A 26,253-nucleotide genomic window follows, 5' to 3' on the forward strand; every position below is an offset into this window, starting at 1 on the left:
AGTCTATCCCCGCCCCGAAACGGTTGTCGAAAAGTGCCGGTTGCACATCGGGCGTCCGCCCGGGGCGCGGGGAGGTGGCCGGGCGTGCCGTTGTGGTGGCGGCATCCACGCGGAAGGGTGGGGAGCATGCAGACCTCGACTCTTCCCACCGCCTCGTCGCTGGACACCGCCCGCCTCCTCCTGGGGGTCATGCTGCCGACCATCGCGAAGGGGCCGATCATCCGGCGCCCGTGGGCGGTCGGACTCGTGGCACGCCTCGAACTCGACACGAAGGCCGTCGGCATCGTGAAGAAGGTGCACGCGAAGTACCCGGAGGGGCCGCTGATGCTGAAGCTGCCGGTGCGGAAACAGGCGATCGTGCTCGCGCCCGGGGACGCGAACACCGTGCTGGACCAGTCGCCGGAACCCTTCTCGCCGGCCAGTAGCGAGAAGAAGGCCGCGCTCTCGCACTTCCAGCCCCACAACGTCCTGATCAGCCGTGGGCCCGTCAGGACGGTCCGGCGCGCCCTGCAGGAACAGGTCCTCGACACCGACCACCCCGTGCACCACCTCGCGGACCGTTTCCTGCCGGTGGTGGAGGAGGAGATGCAGCAGCTCCTCGCGGATGCCTCGCACACGGGAGCGCTGCCCTGGGGCGACTTCCTCGACGCGTGGTACCGCGTGGTGCGGCGCGTGGTCTTCGGCGACCATGCGCGGGACGACAAGGAACTCACCGCGATGGTGATCCGGCTGCGGAAGGACGGCAACTGGGCCTTCCTGAAGCCGGTGCGCTCCAGGACGCGCGCCCGGTTCCTGCACAGGATCGCCGAGGAGCTCGCTCACGCGGAGCCGGGGAGCCTCGCCGCCGTCATGGCGGCCGCCCCGAAGGCCGACGGCGTCGAGCCCGCGAACCAGGTGCCGCAGTGGCTCTTCGCCTTCGACCCCGCGGGCATGGCGACCTTCCGCGCCCTGACCGTGCTCGCCACGCACCCGGAGGCGATGGCCACCGCGCGGGCCGAACTCGACGCCGACACGTCGGGCGGCCGCTTCCTGCCCTACCTCCGCGCATCGATCCTCGAAGCGCTGCGGCTCTGGCCCACCACCCCGATGATCCTGCGTCAGACGACCCGTCCGGTGGAGTGGCCCCACGGGACGATGCCCGCCGACTGCGGCGTCCTGCTCTACGCGCCCTACTTCCACCGGGACGACCGCTCGCTGCGGGCCGCCCATGCATGGGCGCCGAAGCGGTGGATGACGAACGAGGACGACGGCTGGCCGCTGGTCCCGTTCAGCGGCGGGCCGGTCGTCTGTCCGGGGAAGCAGTTGGTGCTACTCGTGACGAGTGCTGCTCTCGCCGCGCTCGTAGACGGCCACGACTTCACCATCGAGAAGGGGCAGCCGCTCCATCCCGACGCTCCGCTACCCGGCACCATGGACAACTACGGCGTGACGCTGGCCGTGTCGCCGAGACCCTGACCGCTCAGAAGTCCCCGGCGATCTCGCGCAGCGCGGCCAGGTGGCTGCGCCACGCCGTCCCGCCCTCCTTCGTCGGCTTGAGCCAGGTCCGCGGACGCTTGCCGATGAAGCCCTTGCGGACCCTCACGTAGCCGACCGCCTCGAGGGCGGTCACCTGCTTGCTGAGGACGGAGTCGGAGACCTGCAGGTGGTCCCTCAGGGTGGCGAAGTCGATCTCATCGGTCTGCGCGAGGGCAGCCATCAGGGAGAACCTCACCGGATGGCCCAGCGTGTCGTCGAGCTGGTGGCGGGGGTGGGCCGGGGTGTCCTGCGCACTCATCGCCGTGCCTCGTACCAGGCACCCGCCGTCGTCGTGACCGTGAGCAGCGCCGCCATGACCCCGGCGAACCAGAGGTCGCCCTGGAAGTAGGTTCCGCCGACGAGCATCGCGACGGTCCAGAGCACGGCCCACGCGCCGATGTACAGCCCCCAGCGCGCTCCGAAGCCCCGCTTGCTGGTCCGGCCGAACACCAGGCCCATCGTGGAGAAGATGATGATCCACGCCATCATCGCGACGATCGGCAGGACCATCGGCGTGCCGGGTACCCGCGCGGCGAGGGTCAGGGCGATGACACCGACGGAGGAGACTGCACCGAGTCCGAGCAACGTCGCGATCTGCGGCCAGCCCGCGCCGGACCGCACACTGGCACCGACCTGATCCGCCTGGTCGAGCAGTGCGCGCGCCTCGCTCGCACCGAGTCCGCTGGTGTTCGTCGTCTCGCTCATGGGGAAGCCTTTCGTAGGAGGAACCGGTGCCTCCACTCTTGCAACTACTTTCCACTTTGGCAAGTACTTTCTCAGAGTTATCGCAGCGCGGCGGAACCTACGGGTAGGAGGACCTTCAGCGCCTTCGGCAGCAGCGTCACCACGGCCGGTAGCGGACCGACCAGCTCGCCGTCCGCGTAGACGTTCAAGGGCCTGTCGGCGGCGAGGGCGACGCGCCGCGCGCGTGAGGCGTGCACGGTGCCGACGCCGAGATGGGCGCCCCGGTAGGCGCGCAGGAAGGTCGCCACGACGCGCGCAGCGGAGGACTCCCCGAGCGCGACGACTTCGAGCAGACCGTCGTCGACCCTCGCGTCGGGACAGATCCGCAGCCCGCCGCCGTACTGACCCGTGTTCCCCACGGCGACGGCCCAACCCGGGAAGGAGCGCACATCGCCGTCGACGTCGAGGGTGAAGGTCACGTCCCGCCACGCGCGGAGCGCCTTCAGCCCGCCGTACAGGTAGACGAAGGGGCCGAGACCCACACGGGCCGAGTTCCCGTACTCGTTCGCGAGGGCGTCGAGTCCCACATGGGCCACGCCGAGGAACACGCGCCCGTCGACCATGCCGAGGTCGATGTCGATGACTCCGTAGTCCAGCACCTGCCCGATCGCCCGTACCGGGCTCAGGGGCAGCCCGAGGCGCCTCACGGTGTCGTTGCCCCGTCCCCCCGCCAAGGGCAGGAGCACGGCTCCGGACCGGTGGGCCCCCGCAGCGGCGGCGCCGAGGAAACCGTCACCGCCGAGGGCGGCGACGAGGCTCCCGGCGGGAGCGGCCCCGGCCCGCTCCTGTGCCTCATCGAGTGAGTGCGTGACGACGACCGAGACGTCGACGCCCGGACGACGCAGCGCGCGCTCGGCGGCCGGACCCAGGCGCGCTGCTCGTCCGCGGCCGGCCGACGGGTTGACGAGCAGGAGGGCCCGCCGACCGGGGGCGAGCAGTGCCTCGGAAGGGGACGCGCGGGAAGCACCGGGCTCGGCCGGGCCGCCGGCGGCTGGGACGTCTGGGGCGGCTGTGCCGGCTGGGACGGACATGCCGGCTGCCCGTCGCGATCGGCGGACGCGCACGTCAGCTCGAGCGAAGGACCTTGTGGTTGGCCGCCTGCGCGAGCGGCCGGAGCACCAACTGGTCGATGTTCATGTGGTGCGGGGCGTTGAGCGTGAACGCGACGGCCTCGGCGACGTCATCCGCGGTCAGCGGGTACTCGACACCCTCGTACACCTTGTCGGCGGCCCCCTTGTCACCGCCCAGGCGATTGAGCGAGAACTCCTCGGTTCGCACCATGCCCGGGGACACCTCGATCACGCGGATGTTGTGCTCCGCCTCCTCGAGCCGGAGGGACCGCGCCATGGACTGCTGCGCCGCCTTGACGCCGCAGTACCCCGCCCCGCCCTCGTAGGCGGCCATGGCGGCCGTCGAGGTCAGGAACAGCACGCTGCCCTGGCCACCGCCCCGCAGCGCCGGCAGCAGCGCCCGGGTCATGCGCAGCGATCCGACCACGTTGACGTCGTACATCCACTGCCAGTCGGCGGTGACGCCGTCGGCGACTCGGTCAGCGCCGAACGCGCCCCCGGCATTGTTCACCAGCGCGTGCACGGGTCTTGCCGCCACGACCTCCGCCACGAAGGTGTCGACCGATGACTGGTCCGTCACGTCGAGCACCATGGGCGTGGCCCCGGTCTCCTCGGCGAGCGCCTGCAGCCTGTCCATCCGACGGGCCGCGGCGACGACGTCCCAGCCGCTACGGCGGAGGGCGCGGACGGTGGCGGCACCGATACCGGAACTCGCGCCGGTCACGACGGCGCGCAGCCGCTCGGGTGCGGGGTGGGCAGGGGCTCCGAGGGGGTGCGTCTGGCTCATGGGGCCACTGTAGCCACAGGCGCACCGGACGGGCAGGATCCTCACTCCTGCCCTCGCCTAGGCTGGGGACCATGACGGACAGGTACGCCGGGATCGCACCGTTCTACGACCTCGTGTCGGGTGAGTATCCCGTGTACCGCGCCGGGCGGCTGCGCGGGGTGGCAGCCCTCGGGCTCCGTCCCGGCCAGCAGGTCCTCGATCTCGGATGCGGCACCGGCCTGAACTTCCCGCTGATCCAACGTGACGTCGGGCGGGACGGGCTGATCATCGGCATCGACCGCAGCCCTCAGATGCTGCTGCGGGCCCGGCGTCGCGCCGACCGCCAGGGCTGGCACAACGTGGTCCTGATCGAGGCGGACGCCACGGCGCTGGATGGTGCCGAGGTTCGGCAGCTCATCAGGGACCGCGGTGGGCGTACACAGTGCGACGCCGCCCTCGCCACCTACACGCTCTCGCTCATGACGCCGTGGCGGGCTGCGTGGGACGCGATGCTGGAACTGACGGCGCCCGGTGGGACCGTGGGCGTCGTCGACATGAAGGACCCCGACGCGCCCTACCGCTGGGCGCTACCGGCCGCCCGCCTGGCCTGCCGGCTCGGCGGGGCCGACATCTCCGCCCACCCGTGGGACGCCGTCGAGCAGGAGTGCACCGACGTGCTGTCCTCCTCCGCCCGGGGCGGACATCTGCAGATCCGGGCCGGACGGCGTCCCTGAGGCCTGCCCTCCCGGCGAGCTGACGGCGTCGTCGGTGCACGTCCTCCGCGTTCCGCAGGGAACACTCCCCCACCTCCGGCGTAGGGAACAATGGAGCCATGGCTGACACCTTCCAGGGCACAGACACGCCCTCACCCTCCTCCCGTCCCGTCTCCGTTCCCGACAAGCCGGCTCTCGAGGGCCTCGAGGACCGGCTCTCACGGCAGTGGCGTGAGCACGGGACCTACACCTTCGACCGCGACACCACGCGCGAGCAGGTGTACTCGATCGACACTCCCCCGCCCACGGCCTCCGGCTCGCTCCACGTGGGGCACATGTTCTCCTACACGCAGACCGACGTGATGGCCCGCTTCAAGCGCATGCAGGGCGCCAACGTCTTCTACCCGATGGGCTGGGACGACAACGGCCTGCCCACCGAACGCCGCGTGCAGAACTACTACGGCGTCCGCTGCGATCCCTCGGTCCCCTACGACGCCGACTACCGCCCTCCGGCCGAGCCCGCCAAGAACCAGCGCGATTTCGACGCCGTCTCGCGGAAGAACTTCATCGAGCTCTGCGAGGAGCTCGCCGTCGAGGACGAGCTGGTCTTCGAGAACCTCTTCAGCACGCTCGGGCTGTCGGTCGACTGGGACCTGACCTACCGCACCATCGACGACACCTCACGCGCCGCCTCGCAGCGAGCCTTCCTCGAGAACCTCGCCGCCGGTGACGCGTACCTCGCCGAGGCACCCACGCTGTGGGACGTCACCTTCAGGACCGCCGTCGCCCAGGCAGAGCTCGAGGACCGCGAGCAGCCCGGCGCCTACCACCGCATCGCGTTCCACCGAGCGGACGGCAGCCTCGTCCACATCGAGACCACGCGACCCGAGCTCCTGCCCGCCTGCGTGGCACTCGTGGCGCACCCCGACGACGAGCGCTACAAGCCGCTCTTCGGCACCGCAGTGCGCTCGCCGCTGTTCGACGTCGAGGTCGAGGTCATGGCGCACCCGCTCGCGAAGCCGGACAAGGGCAGCGGGATCGCGATGATCTGCACGTTCGGCGACCTCACCGACGTCATCTGGTGGCGGGAGCTGCAGCTGCCCACCCGCGCGATCGTGGGCCGCGACGGCCGCCTCCGCTCGGAGAACCCGGAGTGGATCGACACGGATCGAGCACGCGGGAACTACGCGCAGCTCGCGGGCAAGACCATCTTCAGTGCCAAGGAGGCCGTCGTCACGATGCTCCGCGAGAGCGGCGACCTCGACGGCGAACCGAAGAAGATCATGCACCCGGTCAACTTCTACGAGAAGGGCGACAAGCCTCTCGAGGTGGTCACGAGCCGCCAGTGGTACATCCGCAACGGCGGGCGCGACGCCGGCAAGCGGCAGGCGCTGATCGAGCGCGGCCGCGAGATCCAGTTCCACCCCGCCTTCATGCGCTCGCGCTACGAGAACTGGATAGAGGGCCTCAACGGCGACTGGCTCGTCTCCCGGCAGCGGTTCTTCGGTGTGCCCGTGCCGGTCTGGTACCGGCTCGACGCCGACGGCGAGCCCGAGTACGACACGCCGATCGTCCCCGCCCTCGAGACCCTCCCGGTGGACCCCGCGGCCGATCCGGCGCCCGGCTTCGAGGAGTCCTCACGCAACCAGCCAGGCGGGTTCATCGGCGACGCCGACGTGCTGGACACCTGGGCCACCTCGTCCCTGACGCCGCAGATCGTGGGCGGCTGGGCGCGGGACGAGGAACTGTTCGGCAAGGTCTTCCCGTTCGACCTCCGCCCCCAGGGCCACGACATCATCCGTACCTGGCTGTTCTCCACCGCGGTCCGCGCCGATGCGCTCCAGGACTCGATCCCGTGGAAGCACGCCGCGCTCTCGGGCTGGATCCTCGATCCGGACCGCAAGAAGATGTCGAAGTCGAAGGGCAACGTGGTGGTCCCCACGGACGTCCTCGAGCAGTTCGGGGCGGACGCCGTCCGCTACTGGGCGGCCTCGGCGAAGCTCGGCGCGGACACCGCGTACGAGGTCAACCAGATGAAGATCGGGCGCCGGCTCGCGATCAAGCTCCTCAACGCGTCGAAGTTCGTGCTGAACCTCGGCGTCACGGAGGCATCGATCGGTGAGGGGTCGCTCGATCGCGTCGCCGATGCCCTCGACCTGTCACTCCTCGCGCAGCTCCGCACGGTCACCGAGCAGGCCACCGCCGCGTTCGAGAAGTACGACTACGCGCGCGCCCTGCAGCTCACGGAATCCTTCTTCTGGACGTTCACGGACGACTACGTGGAGCTCGTGAAGGACCGCGCCTACGGGGCCGCGGACGACGCCGGCACCGAGTCCGTGCAGACCACGCTCGCGATGACGCTCGACGCCCTCCTGCGCCTCTTCGCACCGTTCCTCCCGTTCGCGACCGAGGAGGTCTGGAGCTGGTGGCGCGAGGATTCCGTGCACCAGGCCGCGTGGCCGACGTCGGACGGGTTGGCGGAGCTGTCCGGCGCGGCCGACCCCGAGGTCCTGACCTCGGTGGCGCTGGCTCTGGGAGGGATCCGGAAGGCGAAGTCGGAGGCGAAGGTCAAGCAGCGGACCGAGGTGAGGACCGCCGTCGTCACTGCCTCCCCCGCACAGGTGGCGCAGCTCCGCGCAGGTCTCGCCGACCTCCTCGCCGCCGGGAACACCCGCGACCTCCGCCTCGACGAGGGCGAGGGCCCGCTGGCGGTGTCAGCGGTGGATCTGGTGCCGCAGCCCGTGGAATAACCGGATCGATCCCTGAACGACGAAGGGACCCGCCGGCCGGCGGGTCCCTTCGCTGTCAGCGGGCAGGGCTCAGTCGAAGGACGGGCTCTTGGTCCTCGAACGCTTCAGCTCGAAGAAGTCGGGGAACTCGGCCAGCAGGACGGCGCCATCGAAGATACGACCCGCCTCCTCGCCGCGCGGGATCCTCGTCAGGACCGGCCCGAAGAACGCCGTGCCGTTGAAGGCGACGACAGGCGTGCCCACCTCGTCGCCGACACGGTCGATGCCGTCCTGGTGCGAGGCGCGCAGCTGGGTGTCGTACTCGTCCGAGTGCGCGTGGGCGGCGAGCTCGGCGGGCAGCCCCACCTCCTCGAGGGACTCGCGGATGACGACGTCGAAGTCCTTGTTCTGACGGACGTGGATCCGCGTGCCCATGGCGTCGTACAGCATCTTGATCACGTCGGACCCGTGGAGCTCACTGGCCGCGACGATGACACGGACCGGGCCCCAGCCCTTCTGCATGACCGCCTGGTACTCCTCGGGCAGGTCGCGGCCCTCGTTCAGGACGGACAGGCTCATGACGTGCCAGTCCACGGTGATGTTGCGGACCTGCTCCACCTCGCCGATCCAGCGCGAGGTGATCCACGCGAAGGGGCAGAGGGGGTCGAACCAGAAATCGGCCTTCTCGGTCGGACGTGCGGCGGTGGACTCGCTCATACGGAGCTCCTTCTTCGTGGGACGGTCGGGGTGACTTCCCCGTGCAACCCGTCACATCGCGGTCCTATTCCGTCCGATCACGTCGCGCCGCGATTCCCGTCGGCTCCGAGCGGGGGCTCGGATTGGTCCGCGGCTCGACGACACGATGTAATGGGAGCACACGACCAGCCGATGACGCCTGGCGCATCCTGCGTCATGCCCGGCTGACCGACAGAGCGCCCACGAGGCGCTGGAAGGGGCGCCGCCGTGCAGCACCATGGGACCGAGACACACGAGGACTGGCTCGAACGCGAGGAGCTCGCGGAGGGCATGATCCCGCTGATCGGGCGCCTGTACCGCACCAACAACGTGGTGACCAGCATCCACGGGCGCAGCCTCATCAACAAGTCGACCATGAGCATCCTCAAGGCGCACCGCTTCGCCCGTCGCATCACCACCGAGGAGCTCCGCCTCGAGGACACCGCCCCCATGCTGCGGATCCTGACCGAACTGGACCTCGGAGCCGCCGCCATCGACATCGGGCGCTTGCGTCTCGCCTACGATCGCGCGGCGGGCGGCCGCAGCCTCGAGGATTTCCTCCGCGAGGAGCTCGCGGAGATCGTGGGACAGGGCGGCCGCGATCCGCGCAGCAGCACCGACGTGGTGCTGTACGGATTCGGGCGCATCGGGCGTCTGGTCGCCCGGCTGCTCATCGAGAAGGCGGGCGCTGGGCACGGCCTGCGGCTACGGGCGGTCGTGGTGCGCAGGGGATCAGACAACGACCTCGCCAAGCGCGCGAGCCTGCTTCGCCGCGACTCGGTGCACGGCCCCTTCGAGGGGACCATCCGGGTGGACGAGGAGTCGAACACGATCACGGCGAACGGTATCCGCATCCAGGTCATCTACTCGGACGATCCCGCCACCGTGGACTACACCTCCTACGGCATCCACGACGCCCTCGTGGTGGACAACACCGGCCGCTGGCGTGACGAGGAAGGCCTGTCGCGCCACCTGCAGAGCCCCGGCATCGCGAAGGTACTGCTCACCGCCCCGGGGAAGGGCGCCTTGAAGAACATCGTGCACGGCATCAACCACCGCTCCATCGACGCCGAGGACCGCATCATCACGGCCGCCTCGTGCACCACCAACGCGATCACGCCCGTCCTGAAGGCGATCAACGACCGCTTCGGTGTCGTCCACGGCCATGTGGAGACCGTGCACTCCTTCACCAACGACCAGAACCTGATCGACAACTTCCACCGGGGCGACCGCCGCGGGCGCTCGGCCGCCCTGAACATGGTGCTCACCGAGACGGGTGCCGCGACGGCCGTCGCGAAGGCGCTCCCGGAGCTGGCCGGCAAGCTCACCGGCAGTTCCATCCGCGTCCCGACGCCGGACGTCTCGATCGCGATCCTCAACCTCACGCTCGATACGGCGGCCACGAAGGAGGAGGTCAACACCTACCTCCGGGAGATCTCGCTGCACTCGGACATGCGCAAGCAGGTGGACTACATCGACAGCCCGGAGGTCGTCTCGACCGACTTCGTCGGCTCCCGCCGAGCAGGGATCGTGGACGGGCTCGCGACCATCGCCGACGGCCTGCACCTTGTGCTGTACGTCTGGTACGACAACGAGTTCGGGTACAGCTGCCAGGTGGTCCGGGTCATGGAGGAGATGGCGGCGGTCCACCCGCCGTCCTACCCGCCGGCGACGACGGACGCGATCGGCTGATCCGCACGGGGCATGAAAATGGCCCGGCCTTCCGGCCGGGCCATCGTCCTGCAGCGTGTCAGGCGGACTTCGTCCGGCGCTTGGCAACCACTTCGTGCGAGATGAGCGTCGGTTCGGCGCGCTTCGCCACGACGTCGTCCGTGATTACCACGGTGGCGACGTCCTCGCGGCTCGGGAGGTCGAACATCACCGGGAGGAGTACTTCCTCCATGATCGCCCGGAGGCCGCGGGCGCCCGTGCCGCGCTCGAGCGCGAGGTCCGCGATCGCCTCGAGGGCCCGTGGCTCGAACTCGAGCTCCACGCCGTCGATCATGAACATCTTCTGGTACTGCTTCATCAGCGCGTTCTTGGGTTCCGTGAGGATCTGCATGAGCGCGGCCCGGTCCAGATGCGTCACGGTGGTGATCACGGGCAGACGACCGATGAACTCCGGGATGAGACCGAACTTCAGCAGGTCCTCCGGCATCACGTCGCCGTAGCTCACCTCCTCGTTCTTGAGCGAGCTGAGCGGCGCACCGAACCCGATGCCCTTCCGCCCCGCACGGGACCCGATGATCTCCTCGAGACCCGCGAAAGCGCCTGCAACGATGAACAGGACGTTCGTGGTGTCGATCTGGATGAACTCCTGGTGGGGGTGCTTCCGTCCGCCCTGCGGCGGCACGGACGCCACCGTTCCCTCGAGGATCTTCAGGAGCGCCTGCTGCACTCCCTCACCGGAGACGTCACGCGTGATCGACGGGTTCTCGCTCTTGCGGGAGATCTTGTCGATCTCGTCGATGTAGATGATGCCCTGCTCGGCCTTCTTGACGTCGTAGTCAGCAGCCTGGATGAGCTTGAGCAGGATGTTCTCGACGTCTTCGCCGACGTAGCCGGCCTCCGTGAGCGCCGTGGCGTCCGCGACGGCGAACGGTACGTTCAGCCGACGCGCCAGGGTCTGGGCGAGGTAGGTCTTACCGCACCCCGTGGGCCCGATGAGGAGGATGTTCGACTTCGCGATCTCGACGTCCTCGGACTCCGCGGCGTCGGCCAGCGTCCCGGACGTGCGCGGGCCGTGACCCGACTGGATACGCTTGTAGTGGTTGTAGACGGCGACCGCGAGCGAGCGCTTCGCCGGCTCCTGACCCACGACGTACTCCTGGAGGAAGTCGAAGATCTCACGGGGCTTCGGGAGTTCGAACGTCCCGAGATCAGCGACCTCGGAGAGTTCCTCCTCGATGATCTCGTTGCACAGGTCGATGCACTCGTCGCAGATGTAGACACCGGGACCGGCAATCAACTTGCGGACCTGCTTCTGGCTCTTCCCGCAGAAGGAGCACTTGAGCAGATCAGTGCTCTCACCGATGCGAGCCATGGATCAATCCCCTTAGGTATTACGCGATTGCTACATCTACTCTAGGCCACCTGCCCCGCGTGGCCAGTATCAAAATGCCCGTGGTGCCGAGCGGCACCACGGGCATGTCGGTCGGGCTCGACCCCTACGGGGTGTTGATCTTCGGCGGGGTGATCTTCCGCGAGTTCAGCACCTCGTCGACCAGGCCGTAGGCCACGGCGTCGGCGGCGGTGAGGATCTTGTCGCGCTCGATGTCGATGCTGACCTGCGACGACTCGCGGCCCGAGTGCAGGGCCAGCGTGTCCTCGAGCCAGGTGCGCATGCGCATGACCTCGTTGGCCTGGATCTCGAGGTCCGAGGCCTGACCGCCTTGGCCGCCGGAGAGGGCGGGCTGGTGGATCAGGACACGGGCGTTCGGCAGCGCCAGGCGCTTACCCGGCGCACCGGCAGCGAGCAGGACGGCCGCCGCGCTGGCGGCCTGGCCGAGGCACACGGTCTGCACCTCGGGACGGATGAACTGCATGGTGTCGTAGATGGCCGTCATGGCCGTGAAGGATCCACCGGGCGAGTTGATGTAGAGCGTGATGTCGCGCTCCGGATCGGTCGACTCGAGGACGAGCAGCTGTGCCATGACGTCATCTGCGGAGGCGTCGTCCACCTGGGTGCCGAGGAAGATGATGCGGTCCTCGAACAGCTTGGTGTACGGGTCCTGGCGCTTGAAGCCGTAGGGCGTGCGCTCCTCGAACTGGGGAAGGATGTAGCGGCTGGTGGGAAGGTTGTTCGCCGTGGAACCCGCGGCTGCGTGGAACTCGTGATTCATGGTGTCTCCTGTGGGACGACTGGTCGATAGAGAAGCTGCGCGCGGACTAGGACGCCTGGTCGGTGCCGCCGCCGCCGGAGACGGAGCCGGAGTGCGCGGAGATGTGGTCGAAGAAACCGTAGTCGAGGGCCTCCTGCGCCGTGAACCACTTGTCGCGGTCGTTGTCCTTCAGGATGGTCTCGACCGTCTGTCCGGTCTGCTCAGCGGTCAGCTCGGCCATGACGCGCTTCATGTGCAGGATCAGCTCGGCCTGGATGCGGATATCGGTCGCGGTACCGCCGATACCACCCGAGGGCTGGTGCATCAGGATGCGCGCGTGGGGCGTGGCGTAGCGCTTGCCCTTGGTGCCCGAGGAGAGCAGGAACTGACCCATGGACGCCGCGAGGCCGGTCGCGACCGTGACGACGTCGTTCGGGATGAACTGCATGGTGTCGTAGATCGCCATGCCTGCCGTGACGGAGCCGCCGGGCGAGTTGATGTAGAGGTAGATGTCGCGCTCCGGGTCCTCCGCGGACAGCAGGAGCAGCTGCGAGCAGATCGCGTTCGCGTTGTCGTCACGGACCTCGGAACCGAGCCAGATGATGCGCTCCTTGAGGAGCCGCGTGTAGATGTACTCGTCACGGCCGCCCATCTCGGGGCCTGCCATGCTCGGGGTGCTTGGTTCGGTTGCCATTGGAGTTGACCTCTCACTCTGGCGGAACGCCCTTCGATCGGCCGTCCCGTCCGTTTGTCTCTCTCTGGACACTAACCCGGTCGCCACCCGAATTGCTTCCGCTGTCGGAACTGTTCGCTGACGGCGCACGGTCCGCGGGAGGCGGTCATGCACCGCAGTGCACGCCGTCAGAGAGTGCCGGGGAGGAGCGCCGACACTGCCCGACAGCCTGCCCTCCGCTCTCGGTGCGGCTCCCGAGCGCAGGCGGCCGGGACTTCGTCCTCCCCCACCGAAAAGGACAGCGGTGCCGCTGCCCTCGGGCTGCGGCACCGCTGTCGGTACTGCTGTCTGTGCTCTCTGCGGTCGACGGACCTACTCGGCGCCGGCCTTCTTCTTCGCTGCCTTCTTCTTCGGCTTGGCCTCGGCCTCCTGCTCGACCGGGGCGTCCGCGACGGCCTCGGCCTCGACCGGGGCATCCGCGACGGGCTCGGCGGGCTCAGCCTCGTCGGCGTCACTCACGACCGGCTCGCCTGACTGCTCCGCCGGCGTGGCGCTCGCCTCGATGTCCTCGGCGGCCTCCTGCTCGGAGGTACCGGCGTCCAGGGCCTCGCCCTCCTCGCCCGCGGGGCGGACGAACTCGGAGAGGTCGATGACAGTGCCGTTCGTGTCGGTCACCGTCGCGTACTCGAGGACCTTCGCGAGGGCCTTGCGTCGGCGGACCTCGCCGACGATCATCGGCACCTGGCCGCTCTGGTCAAGCATCTGCGCGAACTGGTTCGGCTCCATGCCGTACTGGCCGGCCGTCGAGACGATGTAGTCGATCAGCTCGCTCTGGCTGACGCCGACCTCCTCCTTCTCGGCGACGGCGTCGAGGATGACCTCGTTCTGGAACGCGCGCTCCGTGTTGGCGCGCACCTCCGCGCGGTGCTCCTCGGTGTCGTGGTCCGCACCGGCCGTGTGGGCGTTCTCGCCGTTGAAGTGCTGCTCGAGCTGCTCCTCGACGACACTGCCCGGCACGGGCACGGCGACGAGCTCGACGAGGAGGTCCAGGACCTTGTCGCGGGCCTCGACGCCCTGGTCCATGAGCTTCGACTCGCCGGCCTGCTTGGCGAGGTCGGCGCGGAGCTCCTCCGCGGTGTCGAACTCGGAGGCGAGCTGGGCGAAGTCGTCGTCCACCTCGGGGAGCTCGCGGTCCTTGACGGCCTTCACGACCACCGTGACCTGCGCGGCGGCACCGGCGTGCTCACCGCCGGCGAGCGTGGTCTCGAAGGTGGCGTCCTCGTCGACCGAGAGGCCCGTGACGGCCTCGTCCATGCCCTCGAGCATGGTGCCGGAGCCGATCTGGTAGGAGAGGTCCTGTGCGGAGTCGACCTCCTCACCGTCCACGGTCGCCTTCAGGTCGATCGTGAGGAAGTCGCCGTCCTTGGCGGGGCGGTCGACGGCGGTGAGGGTGCCGAAGCGGCCGCGGAGTTCGTCCATGGCCTTCTGGACGTCCTCGTCCGATGCCTCGACGGGCTCCACGGTGACCTCGAGGCCCCTGTACTCGGGCAGCTCGATCTCGGGCCGGATGTCCAGCTCGACGGAGAAGGTCAGGCGACCGTCCTTGCCGGCGGGATCAGGGACCTCGGTGATCTCGACCTCGGGCCGGCTGAGCGGGCGGATCCCCGTCTCCTGCACGGCGCTCTGGTAGAAGCCGTTGAGCCCGTCGTTGATCGCCGTCTCGATGACGTAGCCGCGTCCCACGCGCTGGTCGATGAGCTGCTGGGGCACCTTCCCCTTGCGGAAGCCCGGCACCTGGACCTGGGTGGCGATGGTCTTGTAGGCCTCGTCGATGCTGGGCTTCAGTTCCTCGAAGGGGACCTCGACGTTCAGCTTCACCCGGGTGGGGGTAAGGGTTTCAACAGCGCTCTTCACAGCGTAGGACTCCTGGATGATTGGGATCGGTTCTGCAGCAGTGGCACTTTCCCCGACACATGACAGAGTCGGGGTGACAGGAGTTGAACCTGCGACTTCCTGCTCCCAAAGCAGGCGCTCTACCAAGCTGAGCTACACCCCGAAGTGCGAACGCCAGTCTACGCACCTTTGCTGCGGGCACGCACATTTGGGAAAAGCTCGGCTGCTGTGATGTAGTTGGAGACGTTCCGGTGGTGCCATCAGCGCGCCACCACGGGGCTGTAGCTTAGTGGTAAAGCCTCTGTCTTCCAAACAGATGATGCGAGTTCGATTCTCGTCAGCCCCTCGAAATCCCCCGAACCACCCGGCGCATGCCGGGTGGTTCGTTCGTTCACGGGGTCGACGCCGGGAGAACGACGAGCAGGTCAGTCCGCCTGGCACTGCGGGCACCAGAAGACGTTGCGGGCCGCCATCACCGCGGTCACCACGCTCGTCCCGCACCGACGGCACGGCAGGCCCGTGCGCTTGTACACGTAATTGGGTGCAGCCCTCTTCGGCCGGCCGTTGCGCGCCTCGGCCGTCGTCGTGATGATCTTGCCCTCCCGGACGCCGTCCTTCATCAGGCGCACAGTGTCCGCCCAGATGCCCTCGGCCTCGTCCTCGCGGAGCTGCTTCCCGGGCCGCCACGGATTGATCCCCTGGAGGAACAGCACCTCGGCGCGGTAGATGTTGCCGATCCCCGCGATCACGGCCTGGTTCATCAGCTGCACGCCGACGGGCGTGATGCTGGAGGTCACCTTCCGCACGAACGCCGAGCCGTCCGGGCGGGGCTGGAGCGGATCCGGTCCGAGCTTGGCCCGCGCCGTCGTCTCCTCCGCCGCGGTGATGACCTCGCACGCCGTCGGACCCCTCAGGTCCGCCCAGGCATGATCGGACACGAAGCGCACCCGCACCGCGCCCACCGGATCTGGCGGTCCGACATACTGGACCGTCCCGTCGTCGTGCCGTACCTCGTCGGGCACCGGCGCCCGCCGCGGACTCCTCATGGTGGACGCCGCGCGGAAGTCGGCGTCGCCGCCGAAGGTCCACTTCCCGTACAACCCGAGGTGCACCCGCAGCACGCGGTCGTTGTCGAAGCGGAGGAACATCTGCTTCCCGTGCGCGAGGGTGCTGACGAGCGTCGCGCCGTCGAGCTGATCGGCTCCTGCCGCGAAGCGGCCCTGCGGACTCGACACCGCCAGGCGCTCACCCGTGAAGACCGCGGCGAACTGGCGGGCGAGGCGGTGGACCGAGTGGCCCTCAGGCAAGGGTGCCGGCCTCCTCGAAGCGGGCGATCTGCGCGATCCGGCGGCTGTGGCGCTCCGCCCCGCTGAAGGGCTCGGCGAGGAACGCCTCGATGATCGCCGTCGCCTCCTCCACGGAATGCTGACGCCCGCCCACCGCGACGACGTTCGCGTCGTTGTGCTGCCGGGCGAGCCGGGCGGTGTCGAGGTTCCAGGCGAGCGCGGCGCGGACGCCGTGCACCTTGTTGGCGGCGATCTGCTCCCCGTTACCGGACCCGCCGAGCACGATCCCGAGGGCCTCGACACCGGCGGCCTTGTCCGCGACGACGGCCGTCGCCGCGTCGATGCAGAAGGAGGGGTAGTCGTCCTCGGGGTCGTAGGACGAGGGGCCGTGGTCGACGACGTCGTGCCCGGCCTGCGTGAGGTGCGCGAGGAGGTGGGCGCTCAGCTCCATGCCGGCATGGTCGGTGGCGAGGTGGACGCGCATGGCTTCGTACTCCTGGTCCGGAAGGTTCCCGTCCGCCGGGCACGGCGGACGGTTCCAGCGTAGTCGGACGGGCATCCGTCCACGGGCGGCGGACGCGGACCGGCGGTGAGAGAATACGAAGCGCCGCGACCCCGCAGCACAGGCGCCGTACCCGAACCCTCCTGGAGGCCTCCCTTGCCCGGTCTGAACCTGACGCGCGACGAAGCACGCACGCGCGCCGATCTGCTCACCGTCCATACGTACGACGTCACGCTCGACCTCACGCGCGGTGACCGCGTGTTCCGGTCCATCACCGTGGTGACCTTCGACGCCGAGCCGGGCACGTCCACCTTCATCGACGCCGTCACCGACACCGTCCACCGCGTGGAGTTGAACGGCGTGGGGCTCGATCCCGCGGAGGTCGCCGACGGCGTCCGGATCCAGCTGCCCACGCTCGCGGCGAGCAACACCCTCGTGGTCGAGGCCGACATGCCCTACATGAACACCGGCGAGGGCCTGCACCGCTTCACCGACCCCGTGGACGGCGAGGTGTACCTCTACACCCAGTTCGAGGTGCCGGACTCCCGCCGCGTGTTCGCGGTCTTCGAGCAGCCGGACCTCAAGGCGACCTTCCGCTTCAGCGTGACCGCGCCGTCCCACTGGAACGTCATCTCCAACAGCGCCACACCGGAGCCCGTCCAGGCGTCCTCGGACCCCGACGGCGGAGCGGCCTCGACCTGGTACTTCGAGCCGACCCCCGTGATGTCCTCCTACGTGACCGCGCTCATCGCCGGCCCCTACCAGTCGATCCGCAGCGAGCTCACGAGCTCCGACGGGCGCACCATCCCGCTGGGGGTGTTCGCCCGGAAGTCGCTGATGCAGTACATGGACGCGGAGAACATCTTCGCGTTGACGCGGCAGGGTTTCGCGTTCTACGAGGAGCAGTTCGGCGCCCCGTACCCGTTCGAGAAGTACGACCAGCTGTTCGTCCCCGAGTTCAACGCCGGTGCCATGGAGAACGCCGGCGCGGTCACCTTCCTCGAGACCTACGTGTTCCGTTCGCGCGTTCCCGACGCGACGATCGAGCGCCGTGCCATCACCATCCTCCATGAGCTGGCGCACATGTGGTTCGGCGACCTCGTGACCATGCGCTGGTGGAACGATCTCTGGCTCAACGAGTCCTTCGCCGAGTTCATGTCCACCCTCGCGGCCGCCGAGGCCACCGAGTTCGAGCAGGCCTGGACCACCTTCGCCATCCTCGAGAAGGGCTGGGCGTACCGGCAGGACCAGCTGCCCTCCACCCACCCGATCGTGGCGCAGATCGACGACCTCGAGGACGTCCAGGTCAACTTCGACGGCATCACCTATGCGAAGGGCGCCTCCGTGCTCAAGCAGCTGGTGGCCTGGGTGGGCCAGGAGGAGTTCATGCAGGGGGTGCGGCAGTACTTCGCGAAGCACGCCTGGAAGAACACCGAGCTCGTGGATCTCCTCTCCGAGCTGGAGGCCTCCAGCGGACGCGACCTCAAGGAATGGTCCGCCCTCTGGCTCGAGACCGCGGGCGTCAACACGCTCCGTCCCGAGTTCACGACCGACGACGACGGCACCATCACCTCCTTCGCGATCCTCCAGTCAGCCATCGGGGAGTACCCGACCATCCGGCCGCACCGGCTCGCGGTGGGGTTCTACGACCAGGACGACGACGGCAAGCTCGTCCGCGTGCACCGCCTCGAACTGGACGTCGACGGCGAGCGGACGGACGTCCCGGGCCTGGTGGGCCTGGCGCAGCCCGCACTCGTGCTGCTCAACGACGACGACCTCGCCTACGCGAAGATCCGCCTCGACCCGGCGTCGCTCAGGACGTCCGTGCGGCACGTGAAGGACTTCCGGGACTCGCTCCCCCGCACGCTCGTGCTCGCCTCGGCGTGGGATGCAGCGCGCGACGGCGAGACCCCCGCCCGCGACTACGTGGAACTGGTGCTGCAGAACATCGGTTCCGAGTCGGACTCCTCGGTGGTCCTCGTGCTGCTCCGGCAGCTCGCCTCCACGCTCGCCTTCTACGTCAGGCCGGAGGACCGGGAGGCGATGACCGACGCCGCGGCGGACAGCCTGCTGGACCTCGCGCTGGCCGCCAATCCCGGCTCGGACGCGCAGCTCCAGTTCGTGCGCGCGTTCGCCTCCCACGCCCGCACCGCGCCGCAGCTCGACGCCGTCGCGGGCCTGCTGGACGGCGAGCGGGTGCCCGACGGGCTGGCGGTGGACCAGGATCTCCGCTGGGAGATGCTCACGAGCCTCGTGGCCGGAGGGCGCGCCGGCGAGTCGGAGATCGTGGCCGAACTCGGTCGCGACGCGACGGCGACGGGGGAACTCGCCGCTGCGGCCGCACGTGCGGCGCTCCCGACGGCGACGGCGAAGGCCGACGCGTGGTCCGCGCTGGTGGACTCCGACGACCTGCCCAACGCGACGCAGCGAGCCATGATCGGAGGCTTCACGAGGGTGCACGACCGCTCCCTCCTGGAGCCCTTCGTCGACCGGTACTTCGCGTCCATCCGCGGCGTGTGGGAGAGCCGGACGCACGAGATCGCGCAGCAGATCGTCGTGGGGCTCTACCCCTCCCTCCTGACCACGCAGGACACCCTCGACAGGACCGACGCCTTTGTGGCCGACCTCGGCGACACCTCGCCGTCCCTCCGGCGTCTGCTCCTCGAGAGCCGCGACGGCGTGGTGCGGGCGCTGGCCGCGCAGGCGGTGGACCGCTAGCCGATGGTGAACCTGCAGCAGCACAGCTACTCGGCAACGGTCGTGTGGACGGGCAATCTCGGCGCGGGGACGGCGGCGTACAAGTCCTACAGCCGCGATCACCGCGTGGACGTCGAGGGGCCGGGGATGCTCCTCGGCACCGCCGATCCCACGTTCCACGGCTCGAAGGACCGGTGGAACCCCGAGCAGCTGCTGCTGGTCGCCGTCGCGCAGTGCCACATGCTGTCCTACCTGCACGTGGCCGTGAAGGCGGGTGTCGTGGTGACGGCGTACCGCGACACCGCCGAGGGCACGCTGCGGCTCAACCGCGACGGCAGTGGGGAGTTCACGGGCATCCTGCTGCGGCCGGAGGTCGAGATCGAGGACCCATCGCAGACGGAGCTGGCGGACTCCCTGCACCGGCAGGCGAACGCGCTGTGCTTCATCGCCCGTTCGCTCGCCTTCCCGGTGACGCACGAGCCGTCGTCGTCCGGACCCGCGGCGGTGTGACGGGCGCGCGACCGGCACGCGGCGCCGGGGCGTGATGCTAGACGCGTGACACCGAACGGGCGACCGGAGCGCCGGGGGCGTGACCGGCGTGTACTCCCGAGCGATCGAGGGCCTGGACGGCCGCCCGTGCGGGTCGTCGAGGTGTCGCCTGTAACCTGTTAGGCGAGCTCCGCGCCCACCGTGGAGCCCGCCCCTGCACCAGGACGAAAGTGATATCCGTGACGTTCCTCCCCTCGCTCGGCTACGGCGGTCAGGTGATCGGCGCCCTGGTCATCCTGATCGGAGCGCTGCTCCTGTGGCTCCTGGTCCGCTTCCTGATCACGCGCTCGGTGAAGCGCGTCCAGGACGGCTACACCGTGTTCAAGAAGCCGCACTTCAAGTGGGCCCAGCCCGTCCTGCGACCCTTCGACAGCGCCCGGCGCGTGCAGCGCGCCGAGACGATCGGCGGGCTGCTGACAAGCGTGGCGGGCGGGACGATCGCGATCGTCGCCGTCCTCATGGCGATCAGTGCACTCGGCTTCAACATCGGTCCGATCCTCGCCAGCGTCGGGATCGTCGGCATCGCCATCGGTTTCGGCGCCCGCGAGGTGATCCGCGATGCGTTCCTCGGCTTCTTCATCACCATCGAGGACCAGTACGGCATCGGTGACACGATCGAGGTCGGGGACACCGTCGGGGTGGTCCAGTCGCTGGGGCTCCGGATCACGCGCATGGTCGACGAGCACGGCACCATCTGGTACGTCCGGAACGGTGACATCACGAAGGTGGGCAACCGCTCGCAGGGCGAGTACTCCGCGCCACAACCGGAGCCGACGCCGGTGGTGCTCGTGCAGACCGCATCGTCGACCCTCGCCGGCGCCGTCGATGCAGCCGGTGCAGCCGGTGCTGCCGGTGCTGCCGGTGCTGCCGGTGCCACCGCCACCTCGACCCCGAAGAAGCAGTCATGACGCACCCACCCGAGGACTCCTCCGTCCCTCCGCGGAGCACCACGCAGGGCTCCGACTCTCCGCCCGACCCACCGATACGACTACCTCTCGGCACCCCCACGGACCCCGTCGGTGGGCGCGAAGCGCTTCCGGTGGAGCGTCTCGTGGCCGCAGGCCAGCAGTTCAGCCAGCCGCAGTACACCGACAACTTCTACGAGTCCATCGGCGGGCACCCTACGTTCGTGCGACTGGTCGACGCCTTCTACGAGGGCGTCGCCGAGGACGAGGTGCTCCGCCCCATGTACCCGGAGCGGGATCTCGGGCCCGCCAAGGAACGCCTGCTGCTGTTCCTCGAGCAGTACTGGGGCGGTCCGAAGACCTACGGCGAGCAGCGCGGACACCCGCGGCTGCGCATGCGGCACATGCCGTTCCGCGTGGGGCCCGGGGCCCGCGACCGCTGGCTGCAGCACATGCGCGCCGCCGTCGACACCCTGGACCTCGCACCCCTGTATGAAGCCACGCTCTGGGACTACCTCGAACGGGCAGCCCACTCGATGGTGAACGCGGCCGATTGACTCGTCCCGTAGCCGGGCTGTCCACACCCCTGGAGGACGGCGCGCGCGACTGAACGACCGCCCCGACGGGGCGCTCCACCCTTCTACAGGACCGCGGCGGCGCGGACGAGCACGTGGCCGCGCGACGTACTCACGCGGTACCAGCGATTGGCCGCGTGGACGGTCGCCGGCCCGCCCGCTTCGAGGAACCCGAGGCTGAAGGCACCGAAGGCCGCTCCGGCAGGGACGGCGCCGGGCACGTCCGGCAGGGGTCTGCCCCAGACGGCCGTCCGTGCGCTGCTGACCACGGGCGCACCGGGGCGCACCGGAAGACTGCGCGCCACGGCTCCGATTCCCTCACGAGCGGCGTCGTCCAGCTGGTCGCACGGTACGGAGCCGAGCAGCACCCAGCCCGAACGCGGTGGGAGCACACCCGCCCACGGCTCGTTCACGGTGGTCGTGGGGAGCTGGAAGTCGACGTCGTCGCCGGTCATCCGCGCCAGGCGATCGAGGATCGAGCCGAGGGACACGGTCACATCCGCGTAGGCGTCCTGCGCGAGTGCCATGGTGCGCAGACCCAGCACCGTGGGTACCGCTTCCCCCAGGACCGTCGGGCGGAGGGTGCTCACATACGCCGCGAGGACGCGACCGGAGGCGACCAGTCGCATGCCGCCGTCGTCGTTGGCACGCGCGCGGGCCGTGAGGGTACGGAGATCGGCAGCGGTCTGCGGGTCCGCGAAGCGCAGGACGGAGGACGTCACGGGCGTGCCGTGCGCGCGCGCCGGAAGGGTACGGACGGTCCGCTCCATCGGGCGAGCGCGTCGCGCTGCTCCGCGGACAGCCGCACGGGCCGGCCGGTGCTCCTGCTGACCAGCACCATCGTGGTGGCGGCGATCGCGCTCGTCACGCTGCCCTCCTGCTCCACGCGATCGCGCACCGCGTACCCGAGGTCGAAGCTCGAGCCGCCCAGAGCCGTGGTCCAGAGGTCCACTGCTGCCGGGCGCACGCTGAAGGTCAGGGGTGAGAGGTACTCGATCTCCTGCCGACCCACGAGCGTGTAGTGGTCGGGATCGATCAGGTCCAGGAGCGACCCTCCGGCCTGCGGTTCGCTCATCATCCTGACCCTGGCGTCCTCGAGGAACTGGAAGTACCGGACGTTGTTGACGTGCCCGTAGGAATCCTCGTCGCCGAACCGCAGATGGAGAGGCATGGTGTACAGCTCAGGCATCCGACCATCCTGTCAGACGATGGTCCGCCGGAGCCATTCGGCGCCGACCCGTTCCCACGCCCCCGGGCGACGGCGGTCCTCGGCGCAGTACGCCGACCGACGCGAGCGCGGACGTTCCGCTCCCTGTCGCGACGTCCGGTCGTGTGTCAGCCTTCCGGGCAGGGCACGGAACTCGGTCGGTCGGTGGTGTACTGCCGCGCTCGCGCGGACCTGCAGCCGTGTTGAGGCTGCCGGGGCAGTCCGTCTACTGTCAGGAGGGACCGGCCGCTCGGCGAGTCGGGACCCCGCCACCACGCTCCCCGAGGAGACACCACCGCCATGGCAGACGACGCGTCGGCACCCGGACGACCCGCGGAGCACCCGCTCGAGCCGACAGCCGCGCTCCTCGCGCTGCTCGACCTCAGCAGCGCCGAGGGCGCGCAGACCGACGAGGAGATCTTCGTCGGGTCATCGGCGCGACAGCCCAGCCGCAGGGTCTTCGGCGGGCAGGTCCTGGCACAGTCCCTCGTCGCCGGGATGCGAACCGTCGAGCACGGGCGCGACGTCCACTCGATGCATGCCTATTTCCTCCGCGCCGGCGACGCCGATGCCCCCATCACCTTCGGTGTCCAGCGCCTGCGCGACGGCCGATCCTTCTCGGCCCGCCGGACACACGCCTACCAGAACGGTGTTCCCATCCTGTCGATGATCGCGTCCTTCCAGGAGCCCGACGACGGTATCTCGCACCAGGACCCCATGCCGGCCGGCATGCCCGACCCCGAGAGTCTGCCCAGCACGGCTGATCTGCTCGGCAGCGTGGATCACCCTGTCGCCCGGGCCTGGGCCTATGAGCGCCCCTTCGACATCCGGCACGTCGACGCTCCGCTCTACCTCTCCAACGACGGCGAGCGGGAACCGCGCAATGCCGTGTGGATGCGCTGTCATGGGCAGCTCCCCGACGATCCGAACCTGCACCGGGCCGCTCTCGCCTATGCGAGCGACTACACGTTGCTCGAGTCGATCCTCCGCCCCCACGGGCTGAGCTGGACCCACAAGGGCATGAGCGTCGCGAGCCTCGACCATGCGATGTGGTGGCATCGCCCGGTCAGGGTGGACGAGTGGCTGCTCTACGTCCAGAGGTCGGCCAGTGCGTCCGGGGCGCGCGGGCTCGCGTCCGGGCGCATCTACACGCGGGACGGAGAGCTGGTGGCCAGCGTGGCGCAGGAGGGCATGATCAGGATCCCGTTACCCGGCTCATCACGGTAGGACGACGATCCCGGGGTTCTGGTCGGACCGAGCTCGATGAGCTCCGTGTGCGCCCGATCTGCGCACGCCGGAGGCGGACTCGGCCGAGAAGGATCGGGGCGGCACGAGGAAGGGACCCGGCCTCGGCCGGGTCCCTTCCTCGTAGCAGGCACTTCGTGAGCTACCCGTAGTGCACGGGCTCCGCCACCTATCAGTCGCGGGTGAGACGGCGGTGGGTCACGCGGTGCGGCTTCGCGGCGTCGGCCCCGAGACGCTCCACCTTATTCTGCTCGTACGCGTCGAAGTTCCCCTCGAACCAGTACCAGTTGTCGGGGTCTTCCTCCGTGCCCTCGTAGGACAGGATGTGCGTCGCGATGCGATCCAGGAACCACCGGTCGTGCGAGACCACCACGGCACACCCCGGGAACTCGAGCAGGGCGTTCTCGAGGCTCGAGAGCGTCTCGACGTCGAGGTCGTTGGTGGGCTCGTCGAGGAGCAGCAGGTTCCCGCCCTGCTTGAGCGTCATGGCGAGGTTCAGCCGGTTCCGCTCACCGCCGGACAGCACTCCGGCCTTCTTCTGCTGGTCCGGCCCTTTGAAGCCGAACGCCGAGACGTAGGCACGGGAGGGCATCTCGACCTGTCCCACCTTCATGTGGTCGAGACCGTCGGAGACGACCTCCCAGAGGCTCTTGTTGGGATCGATACCGCCGCGCGACTGGTCGACATAGGAGATCTTGACCGAATCACCGATCCGCAGCTCTCCCCCGTCCAGCGGCTCGAGGCCGACGATCGTCTTGAACAGCGTCGTCTTGCCGACGCCGTTGGGGCCGATGACACCGACGATGCCGTTGCGCGGGAGCGAGAACGACAGCCCGTCGATGAGGATCCTCTCGTCGTAGCCCTTCTTGAGGTTGTGCGCCTCGATGACCTGGCTACCGAGCCTCGGGCCGGGCGGGATCTGGATCTCCTCGAAGTCGAGCTTGCGCGTCCGGTCTGCCTCGGCAGCCATCTCCTCGTACCGGCCCAGTCGTGCCTTGGACTTCGTCTGGCGACCCTTGGCATTGGAGCGTACCCACTCGAGCTCCTCCGTGAGGCGCTTCGAGAGCTTCTGGTCCTTCTTGCCCTGCACCTCGAGGCGCGCGCGCTTCTTCTCAAGGTAGGTCGAGTAGTTGCCCTCGTAGGGGTAGAGGTGACCCCGGTCCACCTCCGCGATCCACTCGGCCACGTGGTCGAGGAAGTACCGGTCGTGGGTGACCGCGAGCACTGCGCCGGCGTAGGACTTGAGGTGCTGCTCGAGCCACAGCACGCTCTCGGCGTCGAGGTGGTTGGTGGGCTCGTCGAGGAGCAGCAGGTCCGGCTTCTGGAGCAGGAGCTTGCAGAGAGCTACGCGGCGGCGCTCACCACCCGACAGGACGGTGACGTCGGCGTCCGGCGGCGGGCACCGGAGTGCGTCCATCGCCTGCTCGAGCTGGGAATCGAGATCCCAGGCATCGGCGGCATCGATGGCTTCCTGAAGCTTGCCCATCTCGTCGAGGAGGGTGTCGTAGTCCGCGTCGGGATTCGCCATCTCCTCGGAGATCTCGTTGAATCGCTGGATCTTGCCGTAGATCTCGCCGACGCCCTCCTGGACGTTGCCGAGGACCGTCTTCTCCTCGTTGAGGGGAGGCTCCTGGAGGAGGATCCCGACGGTGTAACCGGCGCTGAGCCGGGCCTCGCCGTTGGAGGGCGTGTCCATCCCCGCCATGATCTTCAGGATGGTGGATTTACCGGATCCGTTGGGTCCGACGACGCCGATCTTCGCCCCGGGAAAGAAGGACATGCTGACGTCATCGAGGATGACTTTGTCGCCGACGGCCTTGCGGGCCTTGGACATTGTGTAGATGAATTCCGCCATGCTGCAAGGCTAGTGCGTGACAACCCGGTTCTCCCATTCGCGGGACCACGGCCGGGACCGGGAAGGAGCGCCGGCACCGGTGATCACCGCTGGTCACCGCTGATTACCGCTGGTCACCGCTGATTACCGCTGGTCACCAACGAAGCACATCCCGGAGCCGAGGACGGGAAGCACCGTCACCGACACCACCCCCTCACGGATCTCCCCGATGATGCACTCGCCGGCAGACCGGCCGGCACCCTGGATCGCATCCACGTCGAGACCCGTGGGGGTGCTGTCGATCGACACCTCGACGGCTTCCGGCACCACGCCCACATCGGTGAACCCCTGCTCGATCGCCGAACGCACCTGATCCCTCGTGACCGAATCCTGGCCGACGGCCAACGAGCGCAACGCGGCGTCGACGGAGGCCCGGATCGACGACGAGTCCGGTGCCGCGGGGCCTCCTGCCGGCGTCGTCGCGGGCGGCGTCCCCTCCCCCGGTTGTCCTGCCGCGGGCGTCGCGGCCCCGGTCGCCGTCGGACCGTCGTCGCCCCCGGCGGTGGCCGGGGTGCCCGTTCCGCCGCTCGAGGCAACCGTCGTGCCGGGTTCGGACGTGGTCCCGGATCCGGTGGTGCAGGAGCAGAGGAGGAGAAGAGCAGCTGCGACGGGAAGCAGGGTGAAGGGACGACGGCCTGCGCGCGGGGCAGACCAGCTCCCGCTGGCAGTGATCACGGCATCATCCTGCCACGCCCGCACTCGGCAATCGGCGTACACCCTCCCGCGAGCGCCGC

The 26,253-nt window shown here is 69.1% G+C and carries 24 protein-coding genes and 2 tRNA genes; 10 read left to right on the forward strand and 16 right to left on the reverse strand.

Annotated features, from left to right (window positions below; translation table 11 throughout):
- The first annotated feature begins 126 nt into the window (after positions 1–126).
- On the forward strand, positions 127–1,455 hold the full coding sequence (locus tag AC4D16_RS02325) for a cytochrome P450 (protein ID WP_490953802.1): 1,329 nt from the start codon (positions 127–129) through the stop codon (positions 1,453–1,455).
- 4 nt (positions 1,456–1,459) lie between these two features.
- Here AC4D16_RS02325 and AC4D16_RS02330 read toward each other — a convergent pair whose 3' ends face one another.
- From AC4D16_RS02330 to AC4D16_RS02345, 4 genes are all read right to left on the reverse strand, one after another.
- Complete coding sequence (locus AC4D16_RS02330; protein WP_334210184.1) at positions 1,460–1,774, reverse strand: winged helix-turn-helix domain-containing protein; 315 nt, start codon at positions 1,772–1,774, stop codon at positions 1,460–1,462.
- Positions 1,771–2,220: a hypothetical protein gene (locus AC4D16_RS02335; protein WP_490949053.1), complete on the reverse strand. Its 450-nt coding sequence runs from the start codon at positions 2,218–2,220 to the stop codon at positions 1,771–1,773. The genes AC4D16_RS02330 and AC4D16_RS02335 overlap by 4 nt, the downstream gene beginning before the upstream one ends.
- Positions 2,221–2,297: 77 nt before the next feature.
- Positions 2,298–3,290: a diacylglycerol/lipid kinase family protein gene (locus AC4D16_RS02340; RefSeq protein ID WP_490953803.1), complete on the reverse strand. Its 993-nt coding sequence runs from the start codon at positions 3,288–3,290 to the stop codon at positions 2,298–2,300.
- A 34-nt stretch (positions 3,291–3,324) separates the two neighbouring features.
- Entirely contained in the window at positions 3,325–4,116 is a 792-nt protein-coding gene (locus AC4D16_RS02345) for an SDR family oxidoreductase (protein ID WP_490949051.1), read from the reverse strand.
- A 71-nt stretch (positions 4,117–4,187) separates the two neighbouring features.
- Here AC4D16_RS02345 and AC4D16_RS02350 point away from each other — a divergent pair, with 71 nt between their 5' ends.
- Both AC4D16_RS02350 and valS read left to right on the forward strand, forming a co-directional pair.
- Positions 4,188–4,829 (forward strand): class I SAM-dependent methyltransferase, encoded by a 642-nt coding sequence (locus AC4D16_RS02350; protein ID WP_490953804.1) that lies wholly within the window; start codon positions 4,188–4,190, stop codon positions 4,827–4,829.
- A gap of 98 nt (positions 4,830–4,927) precedes the next feature.
- Positions 4,928–7,558: a valine--tRNA ligase gene (gene valS / locus AC4D16_RS02355; RefSeq protein ID WP_490953805.1), complete on the forward strand. Its 2,631-nt coding sequence runs from the start codon at positions 4,928–4,930 to the stop codon at positions 7,556–7,558.
- A 69-nt stretch (positions 7,559–7,627) separates the two neighbouring features.
- Here the strand turns inward: valS and AC4D16_RS02360 are convergent, their stop codons facing one another.
- Positions 7,628–8,254 carry a mycothiol-dependent nitroreductase Rv2466c family protein gene (locus AC4D16_RS02360; protein ID WP_490953806.1) on the reverse strand — a complete coding sequence of 209 codons (627 nt, stop codon included), beginning with the start codon at positions 8,252–8,254 and terminating at the stop codon, positions 7,628–7,630.
- Positions 8,255–8,500: 246 nt separating this feature from the next.
- Between AC4D16_RS02360 and AC4D16_RS02365 the strand changes: the two genes are divergently transcribed.
- Positions 8,501–9,964: a glyceraldehyde-3-phosphate dehydrogenase gene (locus AC4D16_RS02365; RefSeq protein WP_490953807.1), complete on the forward strand. Its 1,464-nt coding sequence runs from the start codon at positions 8,501–8,503 to the stop codon at positions 9,962–9,964.
- A 58-nt stretch (positions 9,965–10,022) separates the two neighbouring features.
- On the opposite strand, the gene clpX is transcribed toward AC4D16_RS02365, so the two are convergent.
- The 5 genes from clpX to AC4D16_RS02390 form a co-directional block, all read right to left on the reverse strand.
- Positions 10,023–11,315: an ATP-dependent Clp protease ATP-binding subunit ClpX gene (gene clpX, locus AC4D16_RS02370; RefSeq protein ID WP_490949046.1), complete on the reverse strand. Its 1,293-nt coding sequence runs from the start codon at positions 11,313–11,315 to the stop codon at positions 10,023–10,025.
- Positions 11,316–11,439: 124 nt separating this feature from the next.
- Positions 11,440–12,114, reverse strand: coding sequence for an ATP-dependent Clp protease proteolytic subunit (locus tag AC4D16_RS02375; protein ID WP_490953808.1), 675 nt, complete (start codon positions 12,112–12,114; stop codon positions 11,440–11,442).
- A 46-nt stretch (positions 12,115–12,160) separates the two neighbouring features.
- Positions 12,161–12,787 (reverse strand): ATP-dependent Clp protease proteolytic subunit, encoded by a 627-nt coding sequence (locus tag AC4D16_RS02380; RefSeq protein WP_490949044.1) that lies wholly within the window; start codon positions 12,785–12,787, stop codon positions 12,161–12,163.
- A 351-nt stretch (positions 12,788–13,138) separates the two neighbouring features.
- Positions 13,139–14,680, reverse strand: coding sequence for a trigger factor (tig, locus tag AC4D16_RS02385; RefSeq protein ID WP_490953809.1), 1,542 nt, complete (start codon positions 14,678–14,680; stop codon positions 13,139–13,141).
- 68 nt (positions 14,681–14,748) lie between these two features.
- Positions 14,749–14,822: transfer RNA gene (locus AC4D16_RS02390), tRNA-Pro, on the reverse strand.
- Positions 14,823–14,934: 112 nt separating this feature from the next.
- Here AC4D16_RS02390 and AC4D16_RS02395 point away from each other — a divergent pair.
- Positions 14,935–15,005 (forward strand) — tRNA-Gly (locus AC4D16_RS02395).
- Positions 15,006–15,084: 79 nt separating this feature from the next.
- Here the strand turns inward: AC4D16_RS02395 and AC4D16_RS02400 are convergent.
- Together AC4D16_RS02400 and AC4D16_RS02405 are read right to left on the reverse strand one after the other, a co-directional pair.
- Entirely contained in the window at positions 15,085–15,966 is an 882-nt protein-coding gene (locus tag AC4D16_RS02400) for an Fpg/Nei family DNA glycosylase (protein ID WP_490953810.1), read from the reverse strand.
- Entirely contained in the window at positions 15,959–16,429 is a 471-nt protein-coding gene (locus tag AC4D16_RS02405) for a ribose-5-phosphate isomerase (protein ID WP_490953811.1), read from the reverse strand. The genes AC4D16_RS02400 and AC4D16_RS02405 overlap by 8 nt, the downstream gene beginning before the upstream one ends.
- Positions 16,430–16,612: 183 nt before the next feature.
- On the opposite strand from AC4D16_RS02405, the gene pepN reads away from it, so the two are divergent.
- The 4 genes from pepN to AC4D16_RS02425 all read left to right on the forward strand — a co-directional run bounded on the left by pepN (position 16,613) and on the right by AC4D16_RS02425 (position 21,155).
- Positions 16,613–19,165, forward strand: a complete 2,553-nt coding sequence (gene pepN, locus AC4D16_RS02410) for an aminopeptidase N (RefSeq protein ID WP_490954656.1) — start codon at positions 16,613–16,615, stop codon at positions 19,163–19,165.
- Positions 19,166–19,171: 6 nt separating this feature from the next.
- Positions 19,172–19,654: an OsmC family protein gene (locus tag AC4D16_RS02415; protein ID WP_490954657.1), complete on the forward strand. Its 483-nt coding sequence runs from the start codon at positions 19,172–19,174 to the stop codon at positions 19,652–19,654.
- Positions 19,655–19,872: 218 nt separating this feature from the next.
- Positions 19,873–20,601, forward strand: coding sequence for a mechanosensitive ion channel family protein (locus tag AC4D16_RS02420; RefSeq protein WP_490953812.1), 729 nt, complete (start codon positions 19,873–19,875; stop codon positions 20,599–20,601).
- A gap of 131 nt (positions 20,602–20,732) precedes the next feature.
- On the forward strand, positions 20,733–21,155 hold the full coding sequence (locus AC4D16_RS02425; RefSeq protein ID WP_490949497.1) for a globin: 423 nt from the start codon (positions 20,733–20,735) through the stop codon (positions 21,153–21,155).
- A gap of 83 nt (positions 21,156–21,238) precedes the next feature.
- On the opposite strand, the gene AC4D16_RS02430 is transcribed toward AC4D16_RS02425, so the two are convergent.
- Positions 21,239–21,943: a DUF8185 domain-containing protein gene (locus AC4D16_RS02430; protein ID WP_490953813.1), complete on the reverse strand. Its 705-nt coding sequence runs from the start codon at positions 21,941–21,943 to the stop codon at positions 21,239–21,241.
- Positions 21,892–22,362 carry an acyl-CoA thioesterase gene (locus AC4D16_RS02435; protein WP_490953814.1) on the reverse strand — a complete coding sequence of 157 codons (471 nt, stop codon included), beginning with the start codon at positions 22,360–22,362 and terminating at the stop codon, positions 21,892–21,894. Before AC4D16_RS02435 ends, AC4D16_RS02430 begins: the two co-directional genes overlap by 52 nt.
- Before the next feature lie 318 nt (positions 22,363–22,680).
- Between AC4D16_RS02435 and AC4D16_RS02440 the strand changes: the two genes are divergently transcribed.
- Positions 22,681–23,607 carry an acyl-CoA thioesterase gene (locus tag AC4D16_RS02440; protein ID WP_490953815.1) on the forward strand — a complete coding sequence of 309 codons (927 nt, stop codon included), beginning with the start codon at positions 22,681–22,683 and terminating at the stop codon, positions 23,605–23,607.
- 190 nt (positions 23,608–23,797) lie between these two features.
- On the opposite strand, the gene ettA is transcribed toward AC4D16_RS02440, so the two are convergent.
- Positions 23,798–25,480, reverse strand: a complete 1,683-nt coding sequence (ettA, locus tag AC4D16_RS02445) for an energy-dependent translational throttle protein EttA (RefSeq protein WP_490953816.1) — start codon at positions 25,478–25,480, stop codon at positions 23,798–23,800.
- Positions 25,481–25,603: 123 nt separating this feature from the next.
- Positions 25,604–26,194, reverse strand: a complete 591-nt coding sequence (locus AC4D16_RS02450) for a DUF6993 domain-containing protein (RefSeq protein ID WP_490953817.1) — start codon at positions 26,192–26,194, stop codon at positions 25,604–25,606.
- Between the last annotated feature and the right edge of the window lie 59 nt (positions 26,195–26,253).

Source organism: Arthrobacter sp. TJ-236, from assembly GCF_058269235.1.